This is a genomic window from Pseudomonas sp. SDO5271_S396 (genome assembly GCF_054071795.1).
Genome location: NZ_JBSVWB010000016.1, coordinates 1 through 25672, shown reverse-complemented (window position 1 = coordinate 25672; position 25672 = coordinate 1). Strand labels below are relative to the sequence as shown.

The window sequence follows — 25672 nt, the reverse complement described above, 5'->3', positions numbered from 1 at the left end:
TTTACCTGTGCTTAAACGTTTTAGTGGTGGGTGCCCGAAGGGGTGTCTACACCGGCGCCGGCGAATAATTGGGCAATGTCGGCGGCGTCGAACAGGTATTGCTGGTTGCAGAACTGGCAGTCGATCTCGATTTGACCGCCCTGCTCCTGTGCAAGGTTCAAGGCATCTTCCAGCCCAAGGCTGACCAATGCATTGGCCGAGCGCTCCCGTGAGCAGCTGCAATGGAAGCGCAGCGGGTGTTCATCGAACAGGCGCACGGCCTCTTCGTGGTAGAGGCGGTGCAGGATGGTTGCGTTGTCCAGGCCCAGCAGCTCTTCGGCCTTGACGGTATTGGCCAGGGCGATGATGTGCTGCCAGCTGGCGGCACGGTCATCTTCGTCCTTGATACGGTCCGCCGGCAGTTGCTGCACCAGCAGGCCACGGGCACGCTTGCCGTCGGCGTTGAGCCAGAAGCGCGTGTTCACTTGCTGGGACATCACAAAATAGTTGGTGAAGCAGTCGGAAAGGGTCGCACCATCCAAGTCCACGATGCCCTGGTAACGCTGGCCTTCGGTCGGGTCCACGGTCAGAGCCAATACGCCATTGGGCATCAGGTCGGACAGGCTGGCATCCGCCGCGATCTGGTCCGCCTCGTAACGGGCCAGACCTCGGATTTCGCGCTCGCTGGAACACTCGATCATCAGCAGTGGCACCGGGCCCTCGGAACGTGCTTGCAGGATCAGCAAACCGTCGAACTTCATGGTACCCACCAGCAACGCAGCCGCCGCCATGAACTCGCCGAGCAATTGCGCGACCGGCTCCGGATAGGGGTGCTTGGCAAGCACTTCGGCATAGCTACGCTCCAGCGAGACCAGCTCGCCACGGGCATCGCTCTCATCGAAGATGAAGCGTTGGGTGAAGTCGGTATCCGGTAAATCAGTCATAGGTCTGGGTATCTGAATGGATGACAAATTGATTACAAGGTTTATAAAATCAAACCCTTTGGCACCAAACTGGTGCACTTTTCTCCGGGATGTGTGGAGAGATTTAGAGCGAAGAGGGACAGTTTATGAACAATCCGGGTTTGTTCCAAGCCAAGTGGAACCTCGGGCGATGGGCCGCTTGTAACCTTCTGGCTATCGGACTGCTGTGTTTTTGGCTGTGGCCCACGGGCCAGATGCTGTGTGTGATTTTCGACGAATGGCTGTTTCACCTGCTCAATGACCCCTTGGCAAGCAACGCGACCTGGCTACATATGTGGGCCATCGCCAGCTTGCGGCCATTCGACGCAGTGGTCGGTTTGATCCTGCTCACGCTGCTGATTCGCGGCGACTGGGTATTCAAGGCCGTGCAGGTACGCCAGGCATTCTTCGGTTTCCTCGGCATTCTGCTACTGCTGTTGTTTATCCGCATGCTGTTTTCCAAACTCGCGGCGCAGATGGGCTGGCAACACAGCAGCCCGTCGATGGTGATCAGCGGAGCAATTCAGATGAGTGACTTTTTCCCGGGACTGGAAAAAACCTGGGAACTGAAAGACCGCTCGAGCCAAAGCTTCCCGGGGGATCACGCTTCGGTGCTGTTGATCTGGGGAATGTTCATGACGGTGTTCGCCAAACGTATGGGCCAGGTACTGGTGATCTGGGGCCTGGCGCTGCTGTTCATGCTGCCGCGCCTGGTGGCGGGTGCGCACTGGGGGCAGGACGATTACATCGGCGGCGTATTACTGGCACTGCTCGCATTGGGCTGGGGGTATTACACGCCATTTGCGGCGAAGGTGTCGGGCGGTTTGGTGCGGGTGACGGCGCCGGCATTCGGGCTGTTGAGCAAGCTGCCGCTGGTGGGGCGATTGAGCGTCATGCGCGCAAGCACGTAACACCGTGAGCCCTGTGATGGGGGCTGCTCCGCAGCCCAGCGCAGGACAAGCCTGCTCACCACACCAAGCCAGCTCAACCCGAGAAGCTGTTTGCACAAGCTTCTAGTCGTCGTTGCCACTGCCGCGGAACTTGAACAGATCGCGGCGCTGCTTCTTGCTCGGTTTGCCGTCGGTGCTCAAGCCCATGGCCCCCGCCTTGCGCATTGCCGCGGCGTTCTCCCGCTTGGCGATGCTGGCTTCGGTCTCGACATACAGCGTCTGCGCTTCGGGCGCGCCACGGCGCACGATGGAAAGCGCCTGCACCACGACGGTCTTTTCATCGAAGCCGGCGCGAATCTGCAATTCATCCCCAATCCGCGGTTCCTTTCCCGGCTTGCAGCGTTCGCCGCGATGATGCACTTTGCCGCTTTCGATGGCAGCCTTGGCCAGGGCACGGGTCTTGTAGAAGCGCGCAGCCCACAACCACTTGTCCAACCGAACCTTTTCTTCCTCTTCCTGCTTTTGAGCCACTTGAATTCCTCGCTCTGAAAAATGTCGCAACTGTACCGTTGAAACCCTTCGACGCATAAACCACAAGGCTCACCTAAGATACGCCAGGCACCGCGCGTTTTGCGTGATTTCCCTGTGCCTCGATCAATGACGGAAACCTGAGCGATATCTGTCGCCATTTGCCGAATATTCTGCGTGAATACCGCGAATCGAGGGTCGGATCCTCAGTGAGGGTTCGGGATTGTCACAATCCATGCGCAGTGGGACGTTACTGTCCTCGACAACCACGAAACATTTCTGAATGGCCGGTTACCCATATTGAAGACATTTGACCATTTGACCGTTGTGGGTCTGCGTGAGTGGGTGGCACTGCCCGACTTGGGAGTGGCAGGCTTGCGCGCCAAGATCGACACCGGCGCCAGCACCTCCAGCCTGCATGCCACCGACATCGAGCCGTTTGAGCGCGATGGTGAGAAATGGGTGCGCTTTACCGCACACCTGGGCAGCGTGGTGCAACTGCGTCACCGTCGCTGCGAAGCGCCGCTGGTGACGATGAAAACCATCAAGAGCTCCAACGGCCATGCACAGGTGCGCTATGTGATCAGCACTACCCTGGCCCTGGGCGATGGTGTGTGGCGTGTGGAATTCACCCTCGCCTGTCGCAAGGCCATGCGTTACCGCCTGCTGCTGGGCTCCAAGGCGCTGGTCGATGGCCAGTTGGTCGTCAACCCCGGCACCAAATACGTTCAAGACAAGCCGGTGTTCCCGGTCTCTACCCTTTCTGTCCCAGGTGTTGCATGAAGATTGCCGTGCTTTCGCGAAACCCGCGTCTGTATTCCACCCGCCGCCTGGTTGAGGCCGGCATTGAGCGTGGCCACGAAATGGTGGTGATCGACACGTTGCGTGCCTATATGAACATCGCAAGCCACAAGCCGCAGATCCATTACCGGGGCAAGCCGCTGGAGGGTTTTGATGCGGTGATCCCGCGAATCGGCGCTTCGGTGACCTTTTACGGCTGCGCGGTACTACGTCAGTTCGAGATGATGGGAGTGTTCCCCCTCAATGAATCGGTTGCCATCGCCCGCTCGCGGGACAAGCTGCGCTCGCTGCAACTGCTGTCACGCCGTGGCATCGGCCTGCCAGTCACCGGCTTTGCCCACTCCCCGGACGACATCCCTGACCTGATCGCCATGGTCAACGGCGCGCCGCTGGTGATCAAGGTGCTCGAAGGCACCCAGGGCATTGGCGTGGTGTTATGCGAGACTGCAACGGCGGCCGAGTCGGTGATCGAGGCCTTCATGGGCCTCAAGCAGAACATCATGGTTCAGGAATACATCAAGGAAGCCGGTGGTGCGGACATCCGTTGCTTCGTGGTGGGCGACAAGGTGATTGCTGCGATGAAGCGCCAAGCCAGGCCAGGAGAGTTCCGCTCCAACCTGCACCGAGGCGGCAGCGCCAGCCTGATCAAGATCACCCCCGAAGAACGCATGACCGCACTGCGGGCCGCCAAGGTGATGGGGTTGAGTGTGGCGGGAGTGGATATCCTGCGTTCCAACCACGGGCCGCTGGTGATGGAAGTCAATTCGTCGCCAGGCCTGGAAGGCATCGAGACCACCACCGGCAAGGATGTGGCGGGGATTATCATCCAGCACCTGGAGAAGAACGGCGGGCCGAATATGACCCGGACCAAGGGTAAGGGTTGAATTAGACAGACACCACAAAAAACTGTGGGAGCTGGCTTGCCTGCGATGAGGGTGGTTCAGTCAACAACTATGTTGAATGTTTCACCCTCATCGCAGGCAAGCCAGCTCCCACATTTGATTTGCTGTGATTGTTAGACCGCGTCTCTGGGCAACATCAGCCCGAGCGGCAAACGTACCCTCGCCTCCAGGCCACCTTCTTCGCGATTGCGCAACTCGACATTGCCGCCATGCATCGAAGCGATACGCCGCACAATCGCCAACCCCAGGCCAGTGCCCTTGCCACCCCGGGCGCGATCACCCCGGGTAAAGGGGTTGAAGATGCCTTCCAACTCGGCAGGGTCAATGCCGGCGCCCCGGTCCATCACACTCAACACCACGTACGGCGCAGCACTGTCGCCAGACACATACGCCGCCACCTCCACATCGGAGCCGGCATGGTGCAGGGCATTTCCAATCAGGTTATTGAGCAGGCGCTTCATCGATACCCGGCGCAAGGCAAACGGCTGGATTGGCTCCAGGCGCATGCGCACCTGTTCGCCGCCCTGGTTGTAGGGCGCTACCACTTCACGCACCAGGTCCGTGAGATCGACCTCCTCCACCACTTCGTCACGGCCATCGCGGATAAACGCCAGGAACTGGTCGAGAATTGCATCCATGTCCTCGATGTCGCGAACCATGTCGTCGGTCAGGTCAGTGTGATTGCCCATCAACTCCAGGGACAGACGCAGGCGCGTCAACGGCGTACGCAAGTCGTGGGAAACTCCCGCCAGCATCAACTCCCGCTCGCGACCGGCCTGTTCGACGTCTTCCGCCATCTGGTTGAATGCGCCATACACTTCGGTCATCTCACTGGGCGTATCGCTGATCGGCAGGCGCACGCTGCGCCCCTGCCCCAGTTGGCGGGCGGCAAACACCAAGCGCTTGAGCGGCTGGTTGAGCTGACGCACGAAGATCCACGCCGACGCCGTCGACAGCAACCCGATCGCCAGGAACCAGCCCAGCACGTTCCAGATCTTCTGTCCTCGCAACGGGTGCGGGTACAGCGGCACTTTCAGCCAGTCTTCACCCAGGCTCGGTGCCCGCACCCACAGGGCAGGTGACACATGCATGCGCAACCGAACCTCGGTGTCTTCACCCAGCTCGGCCTGCATCTGGCGTTGGTAGATTTCGCTGTAGGGCCAGTGCTGTTCGCCCTCGGGCACGCCTGCGCCCGCCACCCGCACCAGCGTGGCGGCCTTGGCGATCTTCTCGCGGTTCTCGGGGTCGGCCGCCCAATAGGCGCGCAGCGTCAATGCGACGCCGTGACTGTATTGCCGGTCCACCAGCACGTCTTCGTTCATCAACAGATAAACCAGGGTCAGCGCCTTGGAAAACAGAACGACGATCAGCACCAGCCAAAGGGTGCGTGAGAAAAAGCTTTGAGGGAACCACAGCGGGGTTTTCATAGAAGACAACTAGACACCTGGCAGGAACGAGCGGCGCTCGCAGGATTGCAGACGCCGGACATCCCGTCGACCCTTATGGGGCGCAACCCAAGGATGTCCGCTCCTGCCAATCATCGGTCACTTGGTGGCAGTGCCATCCGGCACGAACACATAACCCACGCCCCATACGGTCTGGATGTACCGTGGCTTGGAGGGATCCGGTTCGATCATCCGGCGCAGACGGGAGATCTGCACATCGATGGAACGCTCCAGCGCATCCCACTCACGACCACGGGCCAGGTTCATCAGCTTGTCGCGGGTCAGCGGCTGGCGAGCGTTCATCACCAGGGCCTTGAGTACCGCGAACTCGCCGGTGGTCAGCATGTGCACTTCATCGCCACGCTTGAGTTCACGGGTGGCCAACGACAGCTCGTAGTCGCCGAAGGTGACGCTTTCATCTTCGCTGCCAGGTGCGCCCGGTACCGGCGGTGCCTGGCGACGCAGTACCGCCTTGACCCGTGCCATCAACTCGTCCGGGTTGAACGGTTTGGCCAGGTAGTCGTCAGCACCCAGCTCGAGGCCCTTGATGCGGCTCAGCTCATCGCCCTTGGCGGTCAGCATGATGATGGGAATCTGGTTGTTTGCGCCACGCAGGCGTTTGCAGGCGGTCAGGCCGTCTTCGCCGGGAAGCATCAGGTCGAGCACGACCAGATTGAAGACCTCACGCCCCAACAGGCGGTCCATCTGCTCGGTATTCGGCACCGCGCGGGCACGGTAGCCCTTGGAGTTGAAAAAACGCTCCAGCAGGCTGCTCAGCCCCGGATCGTCATCAACGATGAGAATTTTTTCGCCTTCAGCAGTTTGTGCAGTGCTGCTCATTGGATGCTCCTCTTATCTCGGCGCGCATTATGGCGTAGCTGCCGTTATACGCACCGTGTGCATTGTTAGCAGATTTTTCCTCTACTGCCAGCGAACCCGCGTCCCGCAACCTCTGGCGCAGTACCCCTCAAGGGCAGAACGCTGGTTATAATGCGGCGCCTTCGTGCAGGGCAACGCCAGTTCGTTACCGTTTACTGCCAGGCTTTTTTCACCCGCTTGTCGTGATTTTTTCTATTTCGAGGGTCAATAGGCTGCCTCTTGACCCAGGCAGCGGCGCCAGTCGGGCCGCTCAACCAGCCTTGCCGGGCCTTGTTTTCCGGGCCTGCGAGCTGCTTTCAAGAATTTCAGGTGGTTTTATGGACAGCATCAACAGCCGCATCGCCGAGGAACTCGGTGTACGCCCACAACAGGTCGAAGCGGCCGTCGCTCTACTGGATGAAGGCTCCACGGTGCCCTTCATCGCCCGTTACCGAAAAGAAGTGACCGGCAGCCTCGACGACACCCAACTGCGTCACCTGGAAGAGCGCCTGCGCTACCTGCGAGAACTCGACGAACGGCGCATCAGCATCCTCGCCAGCATCGAGGAACAGGGCAAGCTGACCCCGGCACTCGAACGCGACATCAAGCTCGCCGATACCAAGACGCGCCTCGAAGACCTCTACCTGCCGTACAAACAGAAGCGTCGCACCAAGGGCCAGATCGCCCTGGAAGCCGGCCTCGGCGAGCTGGCCGATGGCCTGTTCAACGACCCTTCGCTGACCCCGGAAACCGAAGCCGCACGCTTCATCGATGCCGAAAAAGGCGTCGCCGATGTCAAGGCCGCCCTCGAAGGCGCCAAGTACATCCTCATGGAGCGCTTCGCCGAAGACGCCAGCCTGCTGGAAAAACTGCGCACCTACCTCAAGCACGAAGCCACCCTCAGCGCCCGCGTCATCGCCGGCAAAGAGGAAGAAGGCGCCAAGTTCCGTGATTACTTCGAGCACGACGAACCGCTCAAGAGCATGCCGTCCCACCGCGCGCTCGCCATTTTCCGTGGCCGCAACGAAGGCATTCTCAGCTCCGCGCTGAAGGTTGGCGATGAACTGCCGGGCACCCTGCACCCGTGCGAAGGCATGATCGGCCAGCACGTCGGCATCCAGAACCAGAACCGCCCTGCGGACAAGTGGCTGGGCGAAGTGGTGCGCTGGACCTGGAAGGTCAAGCTCTACACCCACCTGGAAACCGACCTGCTCGGCGAGCTGCGCGACGGCGCCGAAACCGAGGCGATCAACGTGTTCGCCCACAACCTGCACGACCTGCTGCTGGCCGCCCCGGCCGGTCCGCGTGCGACCCTGGGTCTCGACCCGGGCCTGCGCACCGGCTGCAAAGTCGCCGTGGTCGACGCCACCGGCAAGCTGCTGGACCACGCCACCGTGTACCCCCACGTGCCGCACAACAAGTGGGACCAGACCCTCGCGATCCTGGCCGCGTTGTGCGCCAAGCACGCCGTGGACCTGATCGCCATCGGCAACGGCACCGCCAGCCGCGAGACCGACAAGCTGGCCGCCGAACTGATCAAGAAATACCCCGCCATGAAAATGACCAAGGTCATGGTCTCCGAGGCTGGCGCATCGGTGTACTCGGCGTCGGAACTGGCCTCCAAGGAGTTCCCGGACCTCGACGTGTCGATCCGTGGCGCGGTGTCCATTGCCCGCCGCCTGCAGGACCCGCTGGCCGAGCTGGTGAAGATCGATCCGAAATCCATCGGTGTCGGCCAGTACCAGCACGACGTGTCGCAACTGAAGCTGGCACGCGGCCTGGATGCGGTGGTGGAAGACTGCGTGAACGCCGTGGGCGTGGACGTGAACACCGCCTCCGTGGCGCTGCTGGCGCGTATCTCCGGCCTCAACGCCACCCTGGCGCAGAACATCGTTACCCACCGTGACGAAAACGGCGCCTTCAAAACCCGCGCCGCGCTGAAAAAAGTCGCACGCCTGGGTGAAAAAACCTTCGAACAGGCCGCCGGCTTCCTGCGGGTGATGAACGGCGACAACCCGCTGGACGCTTCGGCGGTTCACCCGGAAGCCTACCCGCTGGTGCAGCGCATCGCCGCCGAGACCGACCGGGACATTCGCTCGCTGATCGGCGATGCCGCGTTCCTCAAGCGCCTGGACCCAAAGAAGTACACCGACGAAACCTTCGGCGTGCCGACCATCACCGACATTCTTCAAGAACTTGAAAAACCCGGCCGCGACCCGCGCCCCGAGTTCAAGACCGCCGAGTTCCAGGAAGGCGTCGAAGACCTCAAGGACCTGCAACCGGGCATGATCCTCGAAGGCGTGGTCACCAACGTGACCAACTTCGGCGCTTTTGTGGACATCGGTGTGCATCAGGACGGTCTGGTGCACATCTCCGCGCTATCGGAGAAGTTCATCAAAGACCCTCGCGAAGCGGTGAAAGCCGGTGACGTGGTCAAGGTCAAGGTCATGGAAGTCGATATTCCGCGCAAACGCGTCGGCCTGTCGATGCGCATGAGCGATACGCCCGGCGAAAAAATCGACGGCGCGCGCGGTGCACGTCCAGGCTCGGCGCCCCGCCAGTCCCAGGGCAATGCGCCGCGCAAGGAGACCACCACCGCAGCACCGAGCAACAACGCCATGGCGTCGTTGTTCGCCAACGCCAAACAGTTGAAGAAACGCTGATGGAAATGCCGGCCGGCTTGACCCAGAGCGCGTTCAGCGAATTGATCGGCTGCCGCCTGCAGCGCCTGGAAGAAGGCGTTGCCGAGGTGGCCCTCACCCTGGAGCCGAAGCTGCGCAACCGCGCGGGCAAGCTCCACGGCGGGGCGATTTTCAGCCTGGTGGACATCACGATGGGGCTGGCCTGTTCCAGTTCCCACGGGTTTGACCAGCAGAGCGCGACCATCGAGTGCAAAATCAACTACATCCGCGCCGTGCAAGACGGCGAGGTGTTGTGCACCAGCCGGGTGGTTCACGCCGGCAGGCGCACGCTGGTGGTCGAAGCGGACGTGTACCAGGACGAAAAACTGGTCGCAAAAGCACAAGGCACCTTCGCTGTCCTATAGCTCCCCGCCCTCGATTTGAGTTAATTTCGGCGCTGCGAAAGCGGCGTCGGAAATTTCTTCCAGCGCGATAGCCAGATTCAGGGACTGAAGTCGGCACTTTCAGAGCCAGACAAACCGGCTCGAAAACCAGGCGATAACGCCAGTTTCAACTTCACCCTTGTAGACCGTCCTGCCCACCCCCATATTGGGGCGACTGACGCGTGAAGGAATCCAACTTGAGCGAACTTCTCAACCGCCGCCTGGCCCTGCTCGGCAAGCGCGAACACCTCTCCCTGCTGGAGCAGTGCCTGCACGGCATCGAGCGTGAATGCCTGCGTGTCACCGGCGAAGGTCGGCTGGCGCAAACGCCGCACCCTGAAGCCCTGGGCGCCGCGTTGACCCATGAACAGATCACCACCGACTACTCGGAATCGCTGCTGGAGTTCATCACTCCCGCCCTGCCCAACCCGGCCGATACCCTGAGCAGCCTGGACAAGATCCATCGTTTTGCCTACACCAAACTGGGCAGCGAGTACCTCTGGAGCCCCTCGATGCCGTGCCCGTTGCCGGCCGAGGAAGACATCCCGATCGCCTACTACGGCACCTCCAACATCGGGCAGCTCAAGTATGTGTATCGCAAGGGCCTGGCCCTGCGTTACGGCAAGACCATGCAGTGCATCGCCGGGATCCACTACAACTTCTCGTTGCCGGAAGAGCTGTGGCCATTGCTCAAGGAGACGGAAGGGTTCGTCGGCACTGACCGCGACTACCAGTCCAATGCCTACATCGCGCTGATCCGCAACTTCCGCCGCTACAGCTGGTTGCTCATGTACCTGTTCGGTGCCTCGCCGGCCCTGGACGCGGGCTTCCTGCGCGGTCGCGCGCATCAGCTCGACACGCTGGACGCCGACACCCTGTATCTGCCGTACGCCACCAGCCTGCGCATGAGCGACCTGGGTTACCAAAGCAACGCCCAGGCCGGCCTCACGCCGTGCTACAACGATTTGAACAGCTATACCGACAGCCTGCGCAAAGCGGTGGCAACGCCCTACGCGCCTTACGTCGAAGTCGGCACGCACAAGGACGGCGAGTGGGTGCAGCTCAACACCAACATCCTGCAGATCGAAAACGAGTACTACTCGAACATCCGCCCCAAACGCGTGACTTACACCGGCGAGCGGCCCATCCAGGCGCTGATGGCCCGTGGCATTCAGTACATCGAAGTGCGCTGCCTGGACATCAACCCGTTCCTGCCGATGGGCATCGACCTGACGGAGTCACGCTTCCTCGACGCCTTCCTGCTGTACTGCGCGCTGAACGACAGCCCATTGTTCGCCGACAACGAATGCGGCAATGCCACCTCCAACTTCCTCAGTGTGGTCAAGGAAGGTCGCCGTCCCGGCCTGCAATTGCAACGCAACGGCCAGCCGGTGGACATGAAGGAATGGGCCACCGAGCTGCTGGAGCGGATTGCCCCGCTGGCCGCCCTGCTGGATGAAAGCCACGGCATCACCGAACACAGCCAGGCCCTGGATGCCCAGCTGGCGAAGGTCAAGGATGCGTCCCTGACCCCGTCGGCCCAGGTGCTGGCGGCGATGGCCGAGCGCAAACAGAGTTTTGCGCAGTTCTCCCTGCACCAGAGCCAAGTGCACGCCGAGCATTTCCGCAAGGAACCACTGGCGGCCGAAGAGCAGGCGCGCTTTGAAGCCTTGGCGCGCACGTCACTGGCGCAACAGGCGGAGCTGGAGCAGAACGAAGTCGGTGATTTCGATGTGTTTGTCGGCTCCTACCAGGCCAGCATCCTGGCCATCAGCAACTAAAGCCTGACGCCCGCTGTGAGGCTTGGCTTGTGTGGGAGCTGGCTTGCCTGCGATGCAAACAACTCGGTGTATCTGTGATACCCCGGTGATGCTATCGCAGGCAAGCCAGCTCCCACTTTTGCTCTCCCGGCCTGAAGATCAGCTTTCACTGTTCTCCTCATAAGCTAATTCGAAAATGTTATTTATTTTCGAATTCTTAGATCATTTAGTCTCCTCACACGCCGATCCTCGGCCGCCTGATTGAGGAGCTTCCCCTTGAAACTGTTAACCCCTCTGCGCCTGCTGGCCGCATTGTCCCTGGCCGGTGCCAGCCTGTTTGCCCAGGCGGCGGATGTGACCATCGCTTACCAGACCACCGTGGACCCGGCCAAAGTGGCCCAGGCCGACGGGGCCTACGAAAAAGCGACCAACGCCAAGATCGACTGGCGCAAATTCGACAACGGCGCCGACATCATCGCCGCCATCGCGTCCGGTGATGTGCAGATCGGCTACCTCGGCTCCAGCCCGCTGACCGCTGCCATTACCCGCAAGGTACCGGTGGAAACCTTCCTCGTCGCTACCCAGATCGGCGGCGCCGAAGCCCTGGTGGCGCGCAACGGTTCCGGCATCAACAGCCCGCAGGACCTGATCGGCAAGAAAGTCGCGGTACCGTTCGTCTCCACCGGCCACTACAGCCTGCTGGCCGCGCTGAAACACTGGAACATCGACCCGTCGAAAGTGACCATCCTCAACCTCGCGCCACCGGCCATCATCGCCGCCTGGAAGCGCGGTGATATCGATGCCACTTACGTGTGGGATCCGGCTTTGGGCGTCGCCAAGGAAAACGGCAAAGTGCTGATCACTTCCGGCGAACTGGCCAAGTTCGGCGCGCCGACCTTCGACGCCTGGATCGTGCGTAAGGATTTCGCCGAGAAACACCCGGAAATCGTCACCGCCTTCGCCAAAGTCACCCTGGACGCCTACGCCGCCTATCGCAAAGACCCACAGGCCTGGATCGCCGACAAAGGCAACGTCGACAAACTGGTGAAACTCTCCGGCGCCAAGGCCAGCGACATCCCCTTGCTGCTGCAAGGCAACGTCTACCCGCTGGCCGCAGACCAGGTGACCTTGCTGGGTGCACCCACCACCAAGGCCGTGACCGATACCGCTGCGTTCCTCAAGGAACAAGGCAAGGTCGAAGCCGTTCTGCCGGACTACGCCCCTTACGTCAGCGCCAAGTTCATTACTAACTGATCAGGAGTTCATCGCGATGGCCTTGCTACAGCTGGAGCGCATCAGCGCACAGTACCCAGGCGCCACAGAACCGGTACTGTCAGACATTTCACTCGACCTGGGACCCCAGCAATTGCTGGTGGCCCTCGGCCCGTCCGGCAGTGGCAAGACTTCGCTGTTGAACCTGATTGCCGGCTTTGTCGAACCCTCTGCCGGGCGCATCACACTCGATGGCGTGCCGGTCAAAGGCCCCAGCGCCGAACGCGGCGTGGTGTTCCAGGACGATGCGCTGCTGCCCTGGCAGGACGTATTGGCCAATGTCGCCTTCGGCCTTGAGCTGGCTGGCGTGCCCAAGGCGCAACGTGACGTGCGCGCCCGGGAAATGCTCGTGCTGGTCGACCTGGCCGGCTTCGACAGCCGTCGCATCTGGCAACTTTCCGGCGGCCAGAAGCAACGTGTCGGCCTGGCCCGCGCCCTGGCGGCCGACCCTCGCGTACTGCTGATGGACGAACCCTTCGGCGCCCTCGATGCGTTTACCCGCGAGCAGATGCAGGAGTTGTTGCTGCAAGTCTGGCGGCGCACGGCCAAGCCGGTGTTCCTGATTACCCACGACATCGAAGAAGCGGTGTTCCTCGCCACCGACCTGATTCTGCTGGCGCCCAACCCGGGCCAGATCGTCGAGCGCCTGAGCCTGGACTTCGGCCAACGCTACGCCGCCGGCGAGTCAGCGCGAGCGATCAAGTCCGACCCGCGCTTTATCGAAACCCGTGAACACGTGCTGGGCAAAGTGTTCTCCCAACGGCAGGTGTCCGCATGAGCAGCTACGAACTCCCCGCCACCGTCGCCAAGCCGGTGGCACACGCAGTGATCCCGGTGCGTCGCAGCCTGAGCACGCGCGGGATCAGCGTGCTGACCTTGATCGCACTGCTGGCCCTCTGGTGGGCCGTGACCGCCACCGGTCTGATCGAACCGCTGTTCCTGCCGCCGCCCGCCGCCGTGCTGCAAAAAGGCTGGCTGCTGGCGACTTCGGGTTATATGGACTCCACCCTGTGGCAACACCTGGGCGCCAGCCTTGGCCGCATCGGCCTGGGCCTGGGTTTTGCAGTGCTGACCGCCGTACCCGTCGGCATTGCCATCGGCTCCAACCGTGTCGCCCGGGGCATTCTCGACCCGCTGATCGAGTTCTACCGCCCGATCCCGCCGCTGGCCTATCTGCCGCTGATCGTGATCTGGTGTGGCATCGGCGAGCTGTCCAAAGTGCTGCTGATCTACCTCGCGATCTTCGCACCGATCGCCATCGCCACCGCGACCGGCGTACGCACGGTCGACCCCGCCAAGCTGCGCGCGGCGCAATCGCTGGGGGCCACCCGCGCCCAGTTGATTCGCCATGTGATTCTGCCGAGCGCCCTGCCCGACATCCTCACCGGTATCCGTATCGGCCTGGGAGTGGGCTGGTCGACGCTGGTCGCCGCCGAGCTGATCGCCGCCACCAGCGGCCTGGGCTTTATGGTGCAGTCGGCAGCGCAGTTTCTGGTCACCGACGTGGTCGTGCTGGGGATCCTGGTGATCGCCCTGATCGCCTTCGCCATGGAAATGGGCCTGCGCGCCCTGCAGCGCAAACTGGTGCCGTGGCATGGCCAGGCACACTGAGTGAGAACCGCATGAGCAGCTTGATCGTTACCCCAATAAGCACCGCCCTGGGCGCCCAGATCAGTGGCGTCGACATCACGCAACCGCTGAACACCGAGGAGCGCGACGCCATCGAACAGGCGCTGCTGACACACTCGGTGCTGTTCTTCCGCGGCCAGGCCATCAACCCGCAGCAACAGGCGCGGTTTGCGGCGAACTTCGGTGATCTGCACATTCACCCGATCTACCCCAACGTGCCGGAACAGCCCGAAGTGCTGATCCTCGACACCGCCGTCACCGACGTGCGCGACAACGCCGTGTGGCACACCGACGTGACCTTCCTGCCCACCCCGGCCCTCGGCGCGGTGCTCAGCGCCAAGCTGCTGCCGGCGTTTGGCGGCGACACCTTGTGGGCCAGCGGGATCGCGGCCTATGAGGCACTGTCCGAGCCGTTGAAACGCTTGCTCGAGGGTTTGACGGCGACCCACGACTTCACCAAGTCGTTCCCGCTGGAACGCTTTGGCAACACCGCCGAAGACCTGGCGCGCTGGGAAGAGACCCGCAAAAAGAACCCACCGCTCTCACACCCGGTGGTGCGCACCCATCCGGTGAGTGGGCGTAAATCGTTGTTCGTCAGCGATGGCTTCACCACCAAGATCAACGAACTGGAACCGGCGGAAAGCGAGGCGATTCTCAAACTGCTGTTCGCCCACGCGACCCGACCGGAATTCACCATTCGCTGGCGCTGGCAGGAAAACGACGTGGCGTTCTGGGACAACCGCGTGACCCAGCACTACGCGGTGGATGATTACCGGCCGCAACGGCGGGTGATGCACCGGGCGACGATTTTGGGGGATGTGCCTTTCTGAGATCTCGTACAGATCGTTCCCACGCTCCGCGTGGGAATGCAGCCAAAGACGCTCTGCGTCTCAGAGCGTGACGCGGAGCGTCACAAGAGGCGTTCCCACGCAGAGCGTGGGAACGATCATCGATGACGTTATTCAGCCGTAGAAGGCTTTTCCCACAAGTTGATCCCGCCTTCCTTCGCGTACCCATCGATTTCCGCCAGTTCTTCTGCGCTGAAGCTCAAGTTCTTCAGGGCTCCGACGTTTTCGATGATCTGCTCGGGCCGGCTCGCGCCGATCAGTGCGCTGGTTACCCGTGGGTCACGCAGGGTCCAGGCCAGGGCCAGTTGGGCCAGGCTTTGGCCGCGACGCTTGGCGATTTCGTTCAGTGCGCGGGCGTGGGCGATGTTGGCCTCGGACAGGTGCTTGGCCTGCAACGAGCCACCCCCCGGGCGATTCACCCGCGAGTCGGCTGGTACGCCGTTGAGGTACTTGTCGGTCAGCACGCCCTGAGCCAGCGGCGTAAAGGCGATCACCCCGGCACCGAGTTCGTCGGTGGTGTCCAGCAGGTCTTTCTCCACCCAACGGTTGAGCAGGTTGTAGGCCGGCTGATGGATCAGCAACGGCACTTTCCACTCCTGGAGCAGCGCAGCGATTTCGCGGGTTTTCACCCCCGAATACGACGAGATCCCGATGTACAACGCCTTGCCCTGTTGCACGGCAGTGGCGAGGGCACCGGCGGTTTCCTCCAGTGGAGTGTCGGGGTCAAACCGGTGCGAATAGAAAATATCCACATAGTCCAGGCCCATGCGTTGCAAGCTCTGATCCAGGCTCGCCAGGATGTATTTGCGCGAACCGCCGCCCTGGCCATAAGGGCCCGGCCACATGTCCCAGCCGGCTTTGCTGGAGATGATCAGTTCGTCGCGGTAGTGCTTGAAGTCCTCGCGCAGCAGGCGACCGAAATTGGTCTCGGCGCTGCCGTAGGGCGGGCCGTAGTTGTTGGCCAGGTCGAAGTGGTTGATGCCCAGATCAAACGCCGTGCGCAACAGCGCGCGCTGGGTGTCGATCGGAGTGCTGTCGCCAAAGTTGTGCCACAGGCCCAGGGACAGTGCGGGTAGCACCAGCCCACTGCGGCCTACGCGGCGGTAAGGAATAGATTCATAGCGGTTTTCGGCAGCAATGTAAGTCATCGAATCCTCTCTTGAACTTAGGGCAAATAAGGCCCGGAAATAAGCTTATTCCCGAGCCTTTCAAGCAGCTGAATCGCTTAAGTATGCCGTTCCGTTCTACAGCAATTTCCTACCAGAGTGGAACGACATAGCTGACATAGAGGCGATTTTCGTCTTGTACGGTGGCACCGGTGATGTCCGGGCTCGCATGGGCATTTTTCCAGGTCACGCCCAGGCCTTTGAGGCTGCCGGTCGGTACCTGATACGCCACGGCAATGTTGCGTTCCCACTCGCTGGTGGTGCCCTGCGCGGTGCGGATGTCATCACCGTGGGCATAGGCCGCCGAGAACGACAGGCCCGTGAGCCCCAGCTTACCGAAGTCATACTTGTACTGTGCAAGCCATGTGCGCTCACCGGCGTGTTGAAATTTATTCAACTGCATGTTGGTCAGCGCTGGAGTGTCGGCGCCCGACCCCGGGCCCTGGCGGTTATCGCCGCTGTTCAAGCCAGAATCCAGGTACGGGAAGTCGCTGTCGCCGCTGTTTTTCTGGATGCCAAGGCCGATGGTGTGACCGTCCAGGCTGTAGCTCTCGAGCAAACTCGCGGTGGTCTGGTTGATGCGGCCTTTGCCCGTGCCGTCGCCGTACAAGCCGGCCGCCGCGAAGTCTTTGTCGCCGTCGGCGTTGCCGCCCACACCCAGGCTGCGGAACACCCGGATATCGGTGTCGAGGGCGCCGACCGGCAAGGCGTCATGGTGTTTGGCACCCAGGAAGAACTGCTGGTAATAATCTTCGAGGTTGGAGTACCACAGGCTCACGGTAGTGTTCTGGATACCGGTGTAATCCGCCCCGCCGAACAGGAAGCGATCGCTCTCTTTGGTGCCGCCGGCGGTGATCATGCCCTGGTCGCCGGTTTCGTTGCGAATCTTGGTCTTGAAGATATCGCCACCGGTGAAGGTGAAGTCGGTGAGGTCCTTGGACACCAGTTGCACACCGGTATTGGTCTGCTGGTACAGGCGGCCATCGGTGTTGGCCAGCACCGGGTTATTGCCGTAGAGCGTGCCGACGCGCAACTCGTCCTGGGCGAAGTGCATCTTGAAGGTCGGGCTCAGCACGCCGAACTGGTCGACCGACTTGCCGTTGTGCAGCGGGAACATGCTGCCGGGGTAGCGGCCCTGGTGATCGTGGTCGTTGAGGTCGCCGCCGGAATCCAGTTTCAAACCGTAGAACGCTTGCAGGTCCAGGCCAAAACCGACGGGCCCCTCGGTGTAGCCGGACTTGAAGTTGAACTCGAACCCCTGGCCCCAATCCCGAATGCTGTGGGCCTTGGCATTGCTGTTCACCACATCACGCCCCTGCTGGTTGAGATAGCGATTGAGCAGGGTCACATCGGCGTGGCTGTCGTCGATAAAATCGGCGTGGGCAGACAGCATAAAGCTCGCCATGGCGGCACCCACCACGGGGCTTAAAAACGTCTTCATTGGTACCGGTCTCCGTCACTGTTCTGAAATGAAAGCGTCAAACGCTTCACACAATTACGCAGTGGCCAGATGACAGTTGCGCGTCAAAACGGCGCCCCACCGAATGAAATTAACTTTAAGAAAGCCTTTAACTACGCGGGTTAGCGGGCTTTTTCGAAGACTTCGGCCAGCCAATCGACAAACACTCGCACCCTCGGCGACATGTGTCGGTTGTGCGGGTAAAGCACCGACACCGGCATGGGCGGCGGCGGTGTATCGGTGAGGATTTCGCGCATCACACCCTGCTCGATCAACTCGGCCATGCGGTAATGCGGGCACTGGATAATCCCCAATCCGGCGACCGCGCTGGCGGAGTAAATCTGCGCGCCAAATACCGACAGCGCACCCGGAATGCTCATCTCGCGCAACTGCCCGTCCACCATGAACTCGAACGGAAACAGCTTGGTGGCCGTGCGCGAAACGTAATTCACCGCACGGTGCCCACTCAGCTCCGCCAGGCTTTTGGGCTCGCCGTATTTGCGCAGGTAAGAGGCGCTGGCGCAGGTCACTTGGCGCAAGGTCGCCACGCGCCGACCGATCAACGTGGAGTCGCCCAGGCTGCCTGCGCGCAATACACAATCGACCCCTTCGGCGATCAGGTCGACAAAACGGTCGGCTTCGCTGATCGACAACTCGATCTCCGGGAAACGCGCCATGAATTCCGGCAGCGCCGGGATCAGAAAATACCGGGCCAGCGCGCCATGCACGTCCACCCGCAGACGGCCCTTGGGCGCGACCGTGCGAAACGCCAGTTCGGCCTCTTCCAGTTCCGCCAGCAATTGCACACATCGCTGGTAGTAAGCCTCGCCATCCAGGGTCGGGCGCACGCGGCGGGTGCTGCGCTCCAGCAAACGCGTGCCCAGCCAGGCTTCGAACTGGTTGAGGGTATGGGTGAGCGTCGCGCGCGGCAGGTTCAGGTCATCCGCAGCTAGAGTGAAGCTTGAGCGCTCGTAAATGCGCACAAACACCTTCATCGCTTTGACTTGATCCACGCTGCACTCCTTCCCTTTGATTGTTGGCGATTATTGAACAGTCAAGGCAACTCTGGCGCATTTATCGGCTTGGGTAAACATGTGAATCTGCTTCCACACCCAGTCACTACCCCCGAGGACTTCACACCATGACTCGTCAAGTCGCAATTATCACCGGCGCTTCCCGCGGTATCGGCGCTGTGATCGCCAAACAACTGGCCGCCGACGGTTACGCCGTGGCCATCAATTACGCCAGCAGCGCCACTGAAGCGTCGAAACTGGTGGTGGAACTGCGTCAGGCCGGCCACCAAGCCATAGCGATTCAAGGCGACGTCGCCAAACCCGCCGATATCAAGCGTCTGTTCGACGAGACCGAAACCCAGCTGGGCAAGGTCGACGTGCTGATCAACAACGCCGGCATCCTCAAGGCGCTGCCCCTGGCCCAACACAGCGACGAACTCTACGACCAGAATTTCGAGATCCACACCCGCGGCACATTCAACGCCCTGCGCGAAGCCGCCACTCGCCTGAATGACGGCGGGCGCATCGTCAACTTCTCCAGCAGCACCGTGGGCCTGAACTTCCCCGGCTACGCCGTATACATCGCCAGCAAGGCAGCGGTGGAATCCCTGACCCAGGTGTTTTCCAAAGAGATGCGTGGCCGTCGCATTACCGTCAACGCCGTCGCCCCGGGCCCTGTCGCCACCGAGCTGTTCCTGCATGGCAAAAGCGAAGAACAGATCCAGACCATGGCCAAGATGCCGCCCCTGGAACGCCTGGGCCAACCTGAAGATATCGCTCGTGTGGTGTCGTTCCTGGTGAGCCCGGCCGGTAGCTGGATCAACGGGCAAATCCTGCGCGCGAATGGCGGCCTGGTCTGAAACCCCTTGGAGGACAACCCCATGAAATCGATCGTCTTGATTACCGGCGCATCCAGTGGTTTTGGTGCACTCACTGCCCGTGCCCTGGCCGATGCCGGCCACACGGTATACGCCAGCATGCGTGAAACCGAAGGGCGCAACGCGCCGCAGGTGGCCGAGGTGCAGCGCTATGCCGAAGAACATCAAGTGGACCTGCGCAGCGTCGAGCTGGACGTCGCTTCCAGCGAGTCCGTGGACGCCGGCGTGGCCAAGGTGGTCGCCGAGTGCGGGCGCCTGGATGTGATCATCCACAATGCCGGGCACATGTCCTTCGGCCCGGCCGAAGCTTTCACACCCGAGCAGTTCGCCCAGCTGTACGACATCAACGTATTGAGTACCCAACGGGTCAACCGCGCGGCGCTGCCGTACCTGCGCAAGCAGGGCAAGGGTCTGGTGGTGTGGGTGTCTTCGAGCAGTGCCCGGGGCGGCACCCCGCCGTTTCTGGCACCGTACTTCGCGGCCAAGGCGGCGATGGATTCCCTGGCAGTGTCCTACGCCAGTGAGCTGACGCGCTGGGGCATCGAAACCTCGATCATCGTGCCGGGCGCGTTCACCAAAGGCACCAACCACTTCGCCCACTCCGGCAAACCTGCCGACCAGCCGCGCGTGAGCGAGTACCAGGACGGCCCTTACGCCGGTGTGGCGGACGCCGCGCTGCAAGGTCTTGCGGCCCTGGAACCGGCGGATGCGGATGTGGGTGAAGTGGCCAAGGCCATCGTCGAGATCGTCGACCTGCCGTTCGGCACCCGGCCTTTCCGGCGGCATATCGACCCCTCTGAAGACGGCTGCGAAATCGTCAACGGCGTGGCCGACCGCGTGCGTGCCGAGCTGTTCTGGAAAGTCGGCCTGCAAGACTTGCTCAAGCCGGTCACTCAGTGATCAATGGAGGCGTGCGATGAAGCTGCTGATCCCTGCACTCGCTCCGCTCTACCGCCTCGCCGAGCCCCTGGCCTTCGCGCTGTTGCGCGCAGGCTTCGGGGTGATCATGGTGACCCACGGCCTGCCCAAGCTGCTGGGCACCGCCCACGGGTCGATGGCGGATCCCATGGCGGCCTCGATCAACCTGATCCAGAACCGCCTGCATCTACCGGAGCCCGAGCTGATCGGGCTGCTGGTGGCCTTGCTCGAATCCGGCGGCGGGCTGCTGTTGATCATCGGCCTGGGCACACGACTGATCGCCGCGCTGATCACCGTGCAGATGCTGACCATCGCCTGGTTGCTGGGCCCGACCTGGCCGTGGATCGACCGTGGCATCGAATACCCGGTGTTGATGGCGCTGCTATCGTTCTACCTGGCGTTTCGTGGCGCGGGGCGTTATTCGCTCGACCGGGCATTGGGAAAGGAGCTCTGAAAATGCACACCACCCTGGTGATCACCGCAGGCCTGATGCTGCTGACGCTGATGCTGTTTATCGGGCAGAAGCTCGGCGTGAGCCGCAATGGGCTGGCCTATAGTTTTGTCGGCATCTGGCTGGTGGCGGCGGTGGTCAACGGCGCGGTGGGCGTGATCACCGCCGGCCAGCCCCTGATGACGGAGCTGGTGATCGGCAGCGTGGTGTTCGGCACGCCACTGGTGGCGCTGGCCCTGTTCATCAGGGCCTGAGCCTCACCGCACTAGGTGCAGAAACTGCAAGTGCCGCTCGTACTGATCGAGGATGTCGTTGATGATCTGCTCCTTGGTGTAGCCCACCAGGTCATAGTCCTGGCTGCCCTCGCTCAAGTGCACTTCCGCACGGTAGTAACGGCGGTTGTTGATCTCTTTGGAACCCATGCCGCCCCGGGCGAACGACGGCGTGAAGTAACCGCGCATTTGCACCTGATACACGAACGGATGCTCCTCGCCGTGGCCGATTTCCAGGCTGACGCTGTCATTGGCCGGGTCGGGCTGTGTGATCACATTCAGGCCCTTCTCGACAAACACCGCCGTCACCTCTTCGATTGCCGGGCGCACCGTCGAATCGAGGAAGCGGTACACCTCATCCCGCGACGGAAAATGCACTGCCTGGCTCAGACGCTGACGCCAGCCGCCACGCCCCTTGCGCGCCGCAGAAATCGGCGCCAGCGAATGCAATTGGGCAATCTGCTTCTGCGACTCCAGGTAGAACGCCTTGTGCAGTCCCCACATCATCAGCAGCAGAATCATCGAGAACGGCAGCGAAGTCAGCACCACCGCAGACTTGAGCGAGTCGATGCTGCCCGCGAACAACAGCGCACTGGTGACCAGCGCGGTCATCGCGCCCCAGAACACCCGCAACCACTTCGGCCCGTCTTCGTCGGCGTTGCCGCCCTTCGACGATAGCGTCGACAGCACCACGGTGCCGGAGTCGGCCGACGTCACGAAAAACACGAAGCTGATAAACACTGTGACGGCGATGACCGTCTTGCTCCACGGGTAGGTTTCCAGCAGCAGATAAAGACTCATCGACGGATCGTCGATGGCCGATTGACCCAGCGCGACCAGGCCATGGTTGAGCACTTGATCGATGGCGCTGTTGCCGAAGATCGACATCCACGCCAGGGTGAAACCCAACGGGATCAGCAACACGCCGAACACGAACTCGCGGATGGTCCGGCCTCGGGAAATACGCGCGATGAACAGGCCCACGAACGGCGACCACGCGATCCACCAGGCCCAGTAGAACACCGTCCAACTGCCCAGCCAGTCGCTGGGTTTGTCATAGGCGTAGACGTCGAAGCTTTTGGTCGGCAGCGCGCCGAGGTAGTCGCCCAGGTTTTGGATCAGGGTGTTGAGCAAATGCTGGGTGGGCCCGGCGAACAGCACGAACAGCAACAACGCGCAGGCCAGCAGCATGTTGATGTCGGACATCACCCGTACGCCCTTGTCGACCCCGGAAACGGCCACCAGGATCGCCGCGCCCATCATCAGCGTGATCAGGCCGACCTGAATCCACTGGGTGTGCGCCACGCCGAACAGGTAATCGAGACCGGAGTTGAGGTGCAGCACGCCGAAGCCCATGTCGGCCCCCAGACCGAACACCGTGGCGATGATGCCGAAGCCATCCACCGCATAACCGATGGGCCCGTTGATGCGCTTGCCGATCAGCGGGTACAACGCCGAACGCAACGCCAGCGGCAGGTTATGCCGGTAGGCGAAATACGCCAGGGCCATGCCGACAAACGCAAACACACCCCAGCCATGCAGGCCCCAGTGCAGAAACAGAATCTGCATGCCCTGGCGCGCCGCTTCGGCGGTCATCGGCGCACCTTGGGGCGGCTGCACCAGGTGGGTCAAAGGCTCGGACACGCAAAAGAAAAACAGCGTGATGCTGATCCCGGCGGCGAACAGCATGCCGGCCCAGGACAGGTAACTGAATTCGGGCTCGTCGTGGTCGGCACCGAGTTTTATCTTGCCGTAGCCCGATAACGCGGTGACCACCACGAAGACCAGATACAGGGTCATCGCCAGCATGTAGTACCAGCCGACCGTGTTGGCCGCCCAGTTTTGCGCGGCCAACAGCCAGGCACCGGCCTGCTGTGGAATCGCGATGACCGTAACGCCGAACAGCAGAATCAGCGTGGCGGCGAAGTAAAACACCGGTGCATTCATGCGCACCAGGCCGCTGGAAGGGGGAGACGATGCACTCATGAACGATGCACCCCGGGGGTGGGAAATGGGGCTGTAAATAACGGACTCAGCAAAGGTAAGCCTCCTGTTGTGAGCGGGCAGCGAACCACCGATTTAACTTGAACGAGCATTCAAGTTAAACATGGATGGGCGGTTTTGGACTAATCGCAGGGCTGAGTGGTAGGTAATTCCTACACTAGCTCAAGGAAGGGTATGACGGATTAGGATGGCAAATCGTTCAGCGACTTCGGTGTGAAACGCTCACAAACTTGTAGGAGCTGGCTTGCCTGCGATAGCGCTGGATCAGTCAGCACATCACTGGCTGAAAGACCGCTATCGCAGGCAAGCCAGCTCCCACATTGGATCGTTTCCACACAGAGTGGAACGATCGGTCATCAAGACAATTGCTCCCACATTGGGCCGTGTTCGACTTATTTTTGCGTGCCGTCATCGTGCTGCAGGTTCGCCTGGGTGATGTTCGCCCCCGCCGGCACGCTGCGCGTCAGCCACACGTTGCCGCCGATGGTGGAGCCCTTGCCGATGGTGATGCGCCCCAGTATCGTCGCTCCGGCGTAGATCACTACATCGTCTTCAACAATAGGGTGGCGCGGGTGGCCCTTCTGCAATTGCCCGTCTTCATCCGCCGGGAAGCGCTTGGCGCCCAGCGTAACGGCCTGATAAATGCGCACGCGCTCACCGATGATCGCGGTTTCGCCAATCACCACACCGGTGCCATGGTCGATGAAGAAACTCGGGCCGATCTGCGCACCCGGGTGAATGTCGATACCGGTGGCCGAGTGGGCGATTTCCGCGCTGATGCGGGCCAACAGCGGCAGACCCGCACGGTACAAGTGGTGGGCAAGGCGATGGTGGATCACCGCCAGGATCCCCGGATAGCACAGCAGCACCTCATCCACGCTGCGCGCCGCCGGATCGCCGTGGTAGGCGGCCAGCACGTCGGTATCCAACAGGCTGCGCAGGGATGGCAAGGCCAGGGCAAAATCCTGGATCAGGCGGATGGCATGGGCGTCGACGGCGCTGTCATCCTGGCCGCTCTGGCGCGCGGCGTAGCGCAGTTCCAGGCGTGCCTGGACGAGCAGCGCGTTCAATGCCACGTCCAGGGTGTGGCCGACGTAAAAATCCTCACTTTCTTCACGCAGGTCCACCGGCCCCAGGCGCATGGGGAACAGCGCGCCGCACAGGGCTTCGAGAATCTGCGCCACGGCTTCGCGCGACGGCAGCTCACGGCCACCATGCTCGCCGCTCAACCGGCCATTGCGCGTGCGCCACTGGTCCCGGGCGCTGCGCAGCTGGCTGACGATGGTCTGCAATTGCCAATGACTGGAACGCTCACTCACGGTCTTCACTCCTGACGAAATGGCCATCACTTTACGGTATGAGCCTTCCCCGCCCTTAAGAACCAATGGTGTGATGCTAAGAACCTGTCGGCATAAGCGATTGACGGTTGCCCGATGAAAAGTGCCTGCCTATAGTCGCCCCATCACTTATTACCCGTGCGTAGCCATGATCAAACGACAGCTCGACCGCTTTAACCGTCTGGAAATGCTGGGCGGTGCCACTGCCCTGGAAAAACTCGAGCGGCTGTCGGCCTGGCTGGACAGGGACATTTACGTCAAGCGCGACGACACCACACCGCTGGCCATGGGCGGCAACAAGCTGCGCAAACTCGAATACCTGGCCGCCGATGCCATCGCCCAGGGTGCCGACACCCTGGTGACCGCCGGTGCGATCCAGTCCAATCACGTGCGCCAGACCGCCGCCCTGGCCGCCAAGCTCGGCCTGGGCTGCGTTGCCCTGCTGGAAAACCCCACCGGCACCGAAGACCCCAACTACCTGGGCAACGGCAACCGCCTGCTGCTGGAGCTGTTCGACGCCAAGGTGGAATTGGTGGAAAACCTCGACAACGTCGACGAGCAACTCAATGCCCTCGCCGACCGTCTGCGCAGCAACGGCAAGAAGCCGTACCTGGTCCCCATCGGCGGCTCCAACGCCCTCGGCGCCCTGGGTTATGTGCGCGCCGGCCTGGAACTGGCCGGGCAGATCGAAGACAGCGGCATCGAGTTTGCCGCCGTGGTGCTGGCGTCCGGCAGCGCCGGCACCCACAGCGGCCTGGCCCTGGCCTTGAGCGAAGCACTGCCGAACCTGCCGGTGATCGGCGTGACGGTATCGCGCACCGACGAAGCCCAGCGCCCGAAAGTGCAAGGCCTGGCCGAACGCACCGCCGAGTTGCTGGGGGTGGAGATTCCCGAGGCCTTCAAGGTGATCCTGTGGGACGAATACTTCGGCCCGCGCTACGGCGAACCCAATGCCGGCACCCTGGCGGCGGTCAAGCTGCTGGCCAGCCAGGAAGGCTTGTTACTGGACCCGGTCTACACTGGCAAGGCCATGGCCGGACTGCTGGATGGCTTGGGACGTCAGCGATTCGAAGACGGCCCGATCATTTTCCTGCACACCGGCGGGGCACCGGCGTTGTTTGCCTATGACTCGGTGTTCAACTGAATAAACGCGGATAAAAATGTGGCCGCTGGCGTGTGTGGGAGCTGGCTTGCCTGCGATAGCGGTCTATCAGCGAGCAATGTACTGACTGGTCC

General features: G+C 61.7%; 24 protein-coding genes. 15 read left to right on the top strand and 9 right to left on the bottom strand.

Annotated elements, in window-relative coordinates:
* Nucleotides 1-20: 20 nt before the first annotated feature.
* On the bottom strand, nt 21-923 hold the full coding sequence (gene hslO, locus ACW9IN_RS13410) for an Hsp33 family molecular chaperone HslO (RefSeq protein WP_457366324.1): 903 nt from the start codon (nt 921-923) through the stop codon (nt 21-23).
* 125 nt (nt 924-1048) lie between these two features.
* Here hslO and ACW9IN_RS13405 point away from each other — a divergent pair, with 125 nt between their 5' ends.
* Nucleotides 1049-1852 carry a phosphatase PAP2 family protein gene (locus ACW9IN_RS13405; protein ID WP_457366323.1) on the top strand — a complete coding sequence of 268 codons (804 nt, stop codon included), beginning with the start codon at nt 1049-1051 and terminating at the stop codon, nt 1850-1852.
* A gap of 102 nt (nt 1853-1954) precedes the next feature.
* Here ACW9IN_RS13405 and ACW9IN_RS13400 read toward each other — a convergent pair whose 3' ends face one another.
* Nucleotides 1955-2362: an RNA-binding S4 domain-containing protein gene (locus ACW9IN_RS13400; protein ID WP_457366322.1), complete on the bottom strand. Its 408-nt coding sequence runs from the start codon at nt 2360-2362 to the stop codon at nt 1955-1957.
* Nucleotides 2363-2659: 297 nt separating this feature from the next.
* Between ACW9IN_RS13400 and rimB the strand changes: the two genes are divergently transcribed.
* The gene (gene rimB, locus ACW9IN_RS13395; RefSeq protein WP_457366321.1) at nt 2660-3142 is read left to right on the top strand and encodes a retropepsin-like aspartic endopeptidase RimB; all 483 of its coding nucleotides are present in this window, start codon (nt 2660-2662) and stop codon (nt 3140-3142) included.
* Nucleotides 3139-4044: a 30S ribosomal protein S6--L-glutamate ligase gene (rimK, locus tag ACW9IN_RS13390; protein WP_457366320.1), complete on the top strand. Its 906-nt coding sequence runs from the start codon at nt 3139-3141 to the stop codon at nt 4042-4044. Before rimB ends, rimK begins: the two co-directional genes overlap by 4 nt.
* Nucleotides 4045-4175: 131 nt before the next feature.
* On the opposite strand, the gene ACW9IN_RS13385 is transcribed toward rimK, so the two are convergent.
* Together ACW9IN_RS13385 and ompR are read right to left on the bottom strand one after the other, a co-directional pair.
* Nucleotides 4176-5489, bottom strand: coding sequence for an ATP-binding protein (locus ACW9IN_RS13385; protein ID WP_457366399.1), 1314 nt, complete (start codon nt 5487-5489; stop codon nt 4176-4178).
* Nucleotides 5490-5606: 117 nt separating this feature from the next.
* Nucleotides 5607-6347, bottom strand: a complete 741-nt coding sequence (ompR, locus tag ACW9IN_RS13380) for an osmolarity response regulator transcription factor OmpR (RefSeq protein ID WP_015373500.1) — start codon at nt 6345-6347, stop codon at nt 5607-5609.
* Nucleotides 6348-6703: 356 nt separating this feature from the next.
* Here ompR and ACW9IN_RS13375 point away from each other — a divergent pair, with 356 nt between their 5' ends.
* From ACW9IN_RS13375 to tauD, 7 genes are all read left to right on the top strand, one after another.
* Nucleotides 6704-9028 (top strand): Tex family protein, encoded by a 2325-nt coding sequence (locus tag ACW9IN_RS13375; RefSeq protein ID WP_457366319.1) that lies wholly within the window; start codon nt 6704-6706, stop codon nt 9026-9028.
* Nucleotides 9028-9411 carry a PaaI family thioesterase gene (locus ACW9IN_RS13370; protein WP_457366318.1) on the top strand — a complete coding sequence of 128 codons (384 nt, stop codon included), beginning with the start codon at nt 9028-9030 and terminating at the stop codon, nt 9409-9411. Before ACW9IN_RS13375 ends, ACW9IN_RS13370 begins: the two co-directional genes overlap by 1 nt.
* 215 nt (nt 9412-9626) lie before the next feature.
* Nucleotides 9627-11210 carry a glutamate--cysteine ligase gene (gshA, locus tag ACW9IN_RS13365; RefSeq protein ID WP_457366317.1) on the top strand — a complete coding sequence of 528 codons (1584 nt, stop codon included), beginning with the start codon at nt 9627-9629 and terminating at the stop codon, nt 11208-11210.
* Between the two features lie 255 nt (nt 11211-11465).
* Nucleotides 11466-12443: a taurine ABC transporter substrate-binding protein gene (gene tauA / locus ACW9IN_RS13360; protein WP_457366316.1), complete on the top strand. Its 978-nt coding sequence runs from the start codon at nt 11466-11468 to the stop codon at nt 12441-12443.
* A 16-nt stretch (nt 12444-12459) separates the two neighbouring features.
* Nucleotides 12460-13239, top strand: coding sequence for a taurine ABC transporter ATP-binding subunit (gene tauB / locus ACW9IN_RS13355; RefSeq protein WP_457366315.1), 780 nt, complete (start codon nt 12460-12462; stop codon nt 13237-13239).
* A complete protein-coding gene (gene tauC / locus ACW9IN_RS13350; RefSeq protein WP_457366314.1) occupies nt 13236-14072 on the top strand; it encodes a taurine ABC transporter permease TauC in 837 nt (278 codons plus the stop codon). Before tauB ends, tauC begins: the two co-directional genes overlap by 4 nt.
* Before the next feature lie 11 nt (nt 14073-14083).
* On the top strand, nt 14084-14920 hold the full coding sequence (gene tauD / locus ACW9IN_RS13345; RefSeq protein ID WP_457366313.1) for a taurine dioxygenase: 837 nt from the start codon (nt 14084-14086) through the stop codon (nt 14918-14920).
* Between the two features lie 128 nt (nt 14921-15048).
* On the opposite strand, the gene mgrA is transcribed toward tauD, so the two are convergent.
* The 3 genes from mgrA to ACW9IN_RS13330 form a co-directional block, all read right to left on the bottom strand.
* A complete protein-coding gene (gene mgrA / locus ACW9IN_RS13340) occupies nt 15049-16086 on the bottom strand; it encodes an L-glyceraldehyde 3-phosphate reductase (RefSeq protein ID WP_457366312.1) in 1038 nt (345 codons plus the stop codon).
* A gap of 109 nt (nt 16087-16195) precedes the next feature.
* On the bottom strand, nt 16196-17545 hold the full coding sequence (locus tag ACW9IN_RS13335) for an OprD family outer membrane porin (protein WP_457366311.1): 1350 nt from the start codon (nt 17543-17545) through the stop codon (nt 16196-16198).
* A 140-nt stretch (nt 17546-17685) separates the two neighbouring features.
* Nucleotides 17686-18576 (bottom strand): LysR family transcriptional regulator, encoded by an 891-nt coding sequence (locus tag ACW9IN_RS13330; RefSeq protein WP_457366310.1) that lies wholly within the window; start codon nt 18574-18576, stop codon nt 17686-17688.
* Between the two features lie 128 nt (nt 18577-18704).
* On the opposite strand from ACW9IN_RS13330, the gene ACW9IN_RS13325 reads away from it, so the two are divergent.
* From ACW9IN_RS13325 to ACW9IN_RS13310, 4 genes are read left to right on the top strand one after another with little or no spacing between them, the layout of a single operon-like run.
* Complete coding sequence (locus ACW9IN_RS13325; protein ID WP_457366309.1) at nt 18705-19436, top strand: SDR family oxidoreductase; 732 nt, start codon at nt 18705-18707, stop codon at nt 19434-19436.
* Nucleotides 19437-19457: 21 nt separating this feature from the next.
* On the top strand, nt 19458-20354 hold the full coding sequence (locus tag ACW9IN_RS13320; RefSeq protein WP_457366308.1) for an SDR family oxidoreductase: 897 nt from the start codon (nt 19458-19460) through the stop codon (nt 20352-20354).
* A 16-nt stretch (nt 20355-20370) separates the two neighbouring features.
* Nucleotides 20371-20826, top strand: a complete 456-nt coding sequence (locus ACW9IN_RS13315; protein ID WP_457366307.1) for a DoxX family protein — start codon at nt 20371-20373, stop codon at nt 20824-20826.
* A gap of 2 nt (nt 20827-20828) precedes the next feature.
* Entirely contained in the window at nt 20829-21077 is a 249-nt protein-coding gene (locus tag ACW9IN_RS13310) for a hypothetical protein (RefSeq protein ID WP_457366306.1), read from the top strand.
* Between the two features lie 3 nt (nt 21078-21080).
* Here ACW9IN_RS13310 and betT read toward each other — a convergent pair whose 3' ends face one another.
* Together betT and epsC are read right to left on the bottom strand one after the other, a co-directional pair.
* Nucleotides 21081-23042, bottom strand: coding sequence for a choline transporter BetT (betT, locus tag ACW9IN_RS13305; protein ID WP_457366398.1), 1962 nt, complete (start codon nt 23040-23042; stop codon nt 21081-21083).
* Nucleotides 23043-23491: 449 nt separating this feature from the next.
* Nucleotides 23492-24418 carry a serine O-acetyltransferase EpsC gene (gene epsC, locus ACW9IN_RS13300; protein ID WP_457366305.1) on the bottom strand — a complete coding sequence of 309 codons (927 nt, stop codon included), beginning with the start codon at nt 24416-24418 and terminating at the stop codon, nt 23492-23494.
* 166 nt (nt 24419-24584) lie between these two features.
* On the opposite strand from epsC, the gene ACW9IN_RS13295 reads away from it, so the two are divergent.
* A complete protein-coding gene (locus ACW9IN_RS13295; RefSeq protein ID WP_457366304.1) occupies nt 24585-25580 on the top strand; it encodes a D-cysteine desulfhydrase in 996 nt (331 codons plus the stop codon).
* The last annotated feature ends 92 nt before the right edge of the window (nt 25581-25672 follow it).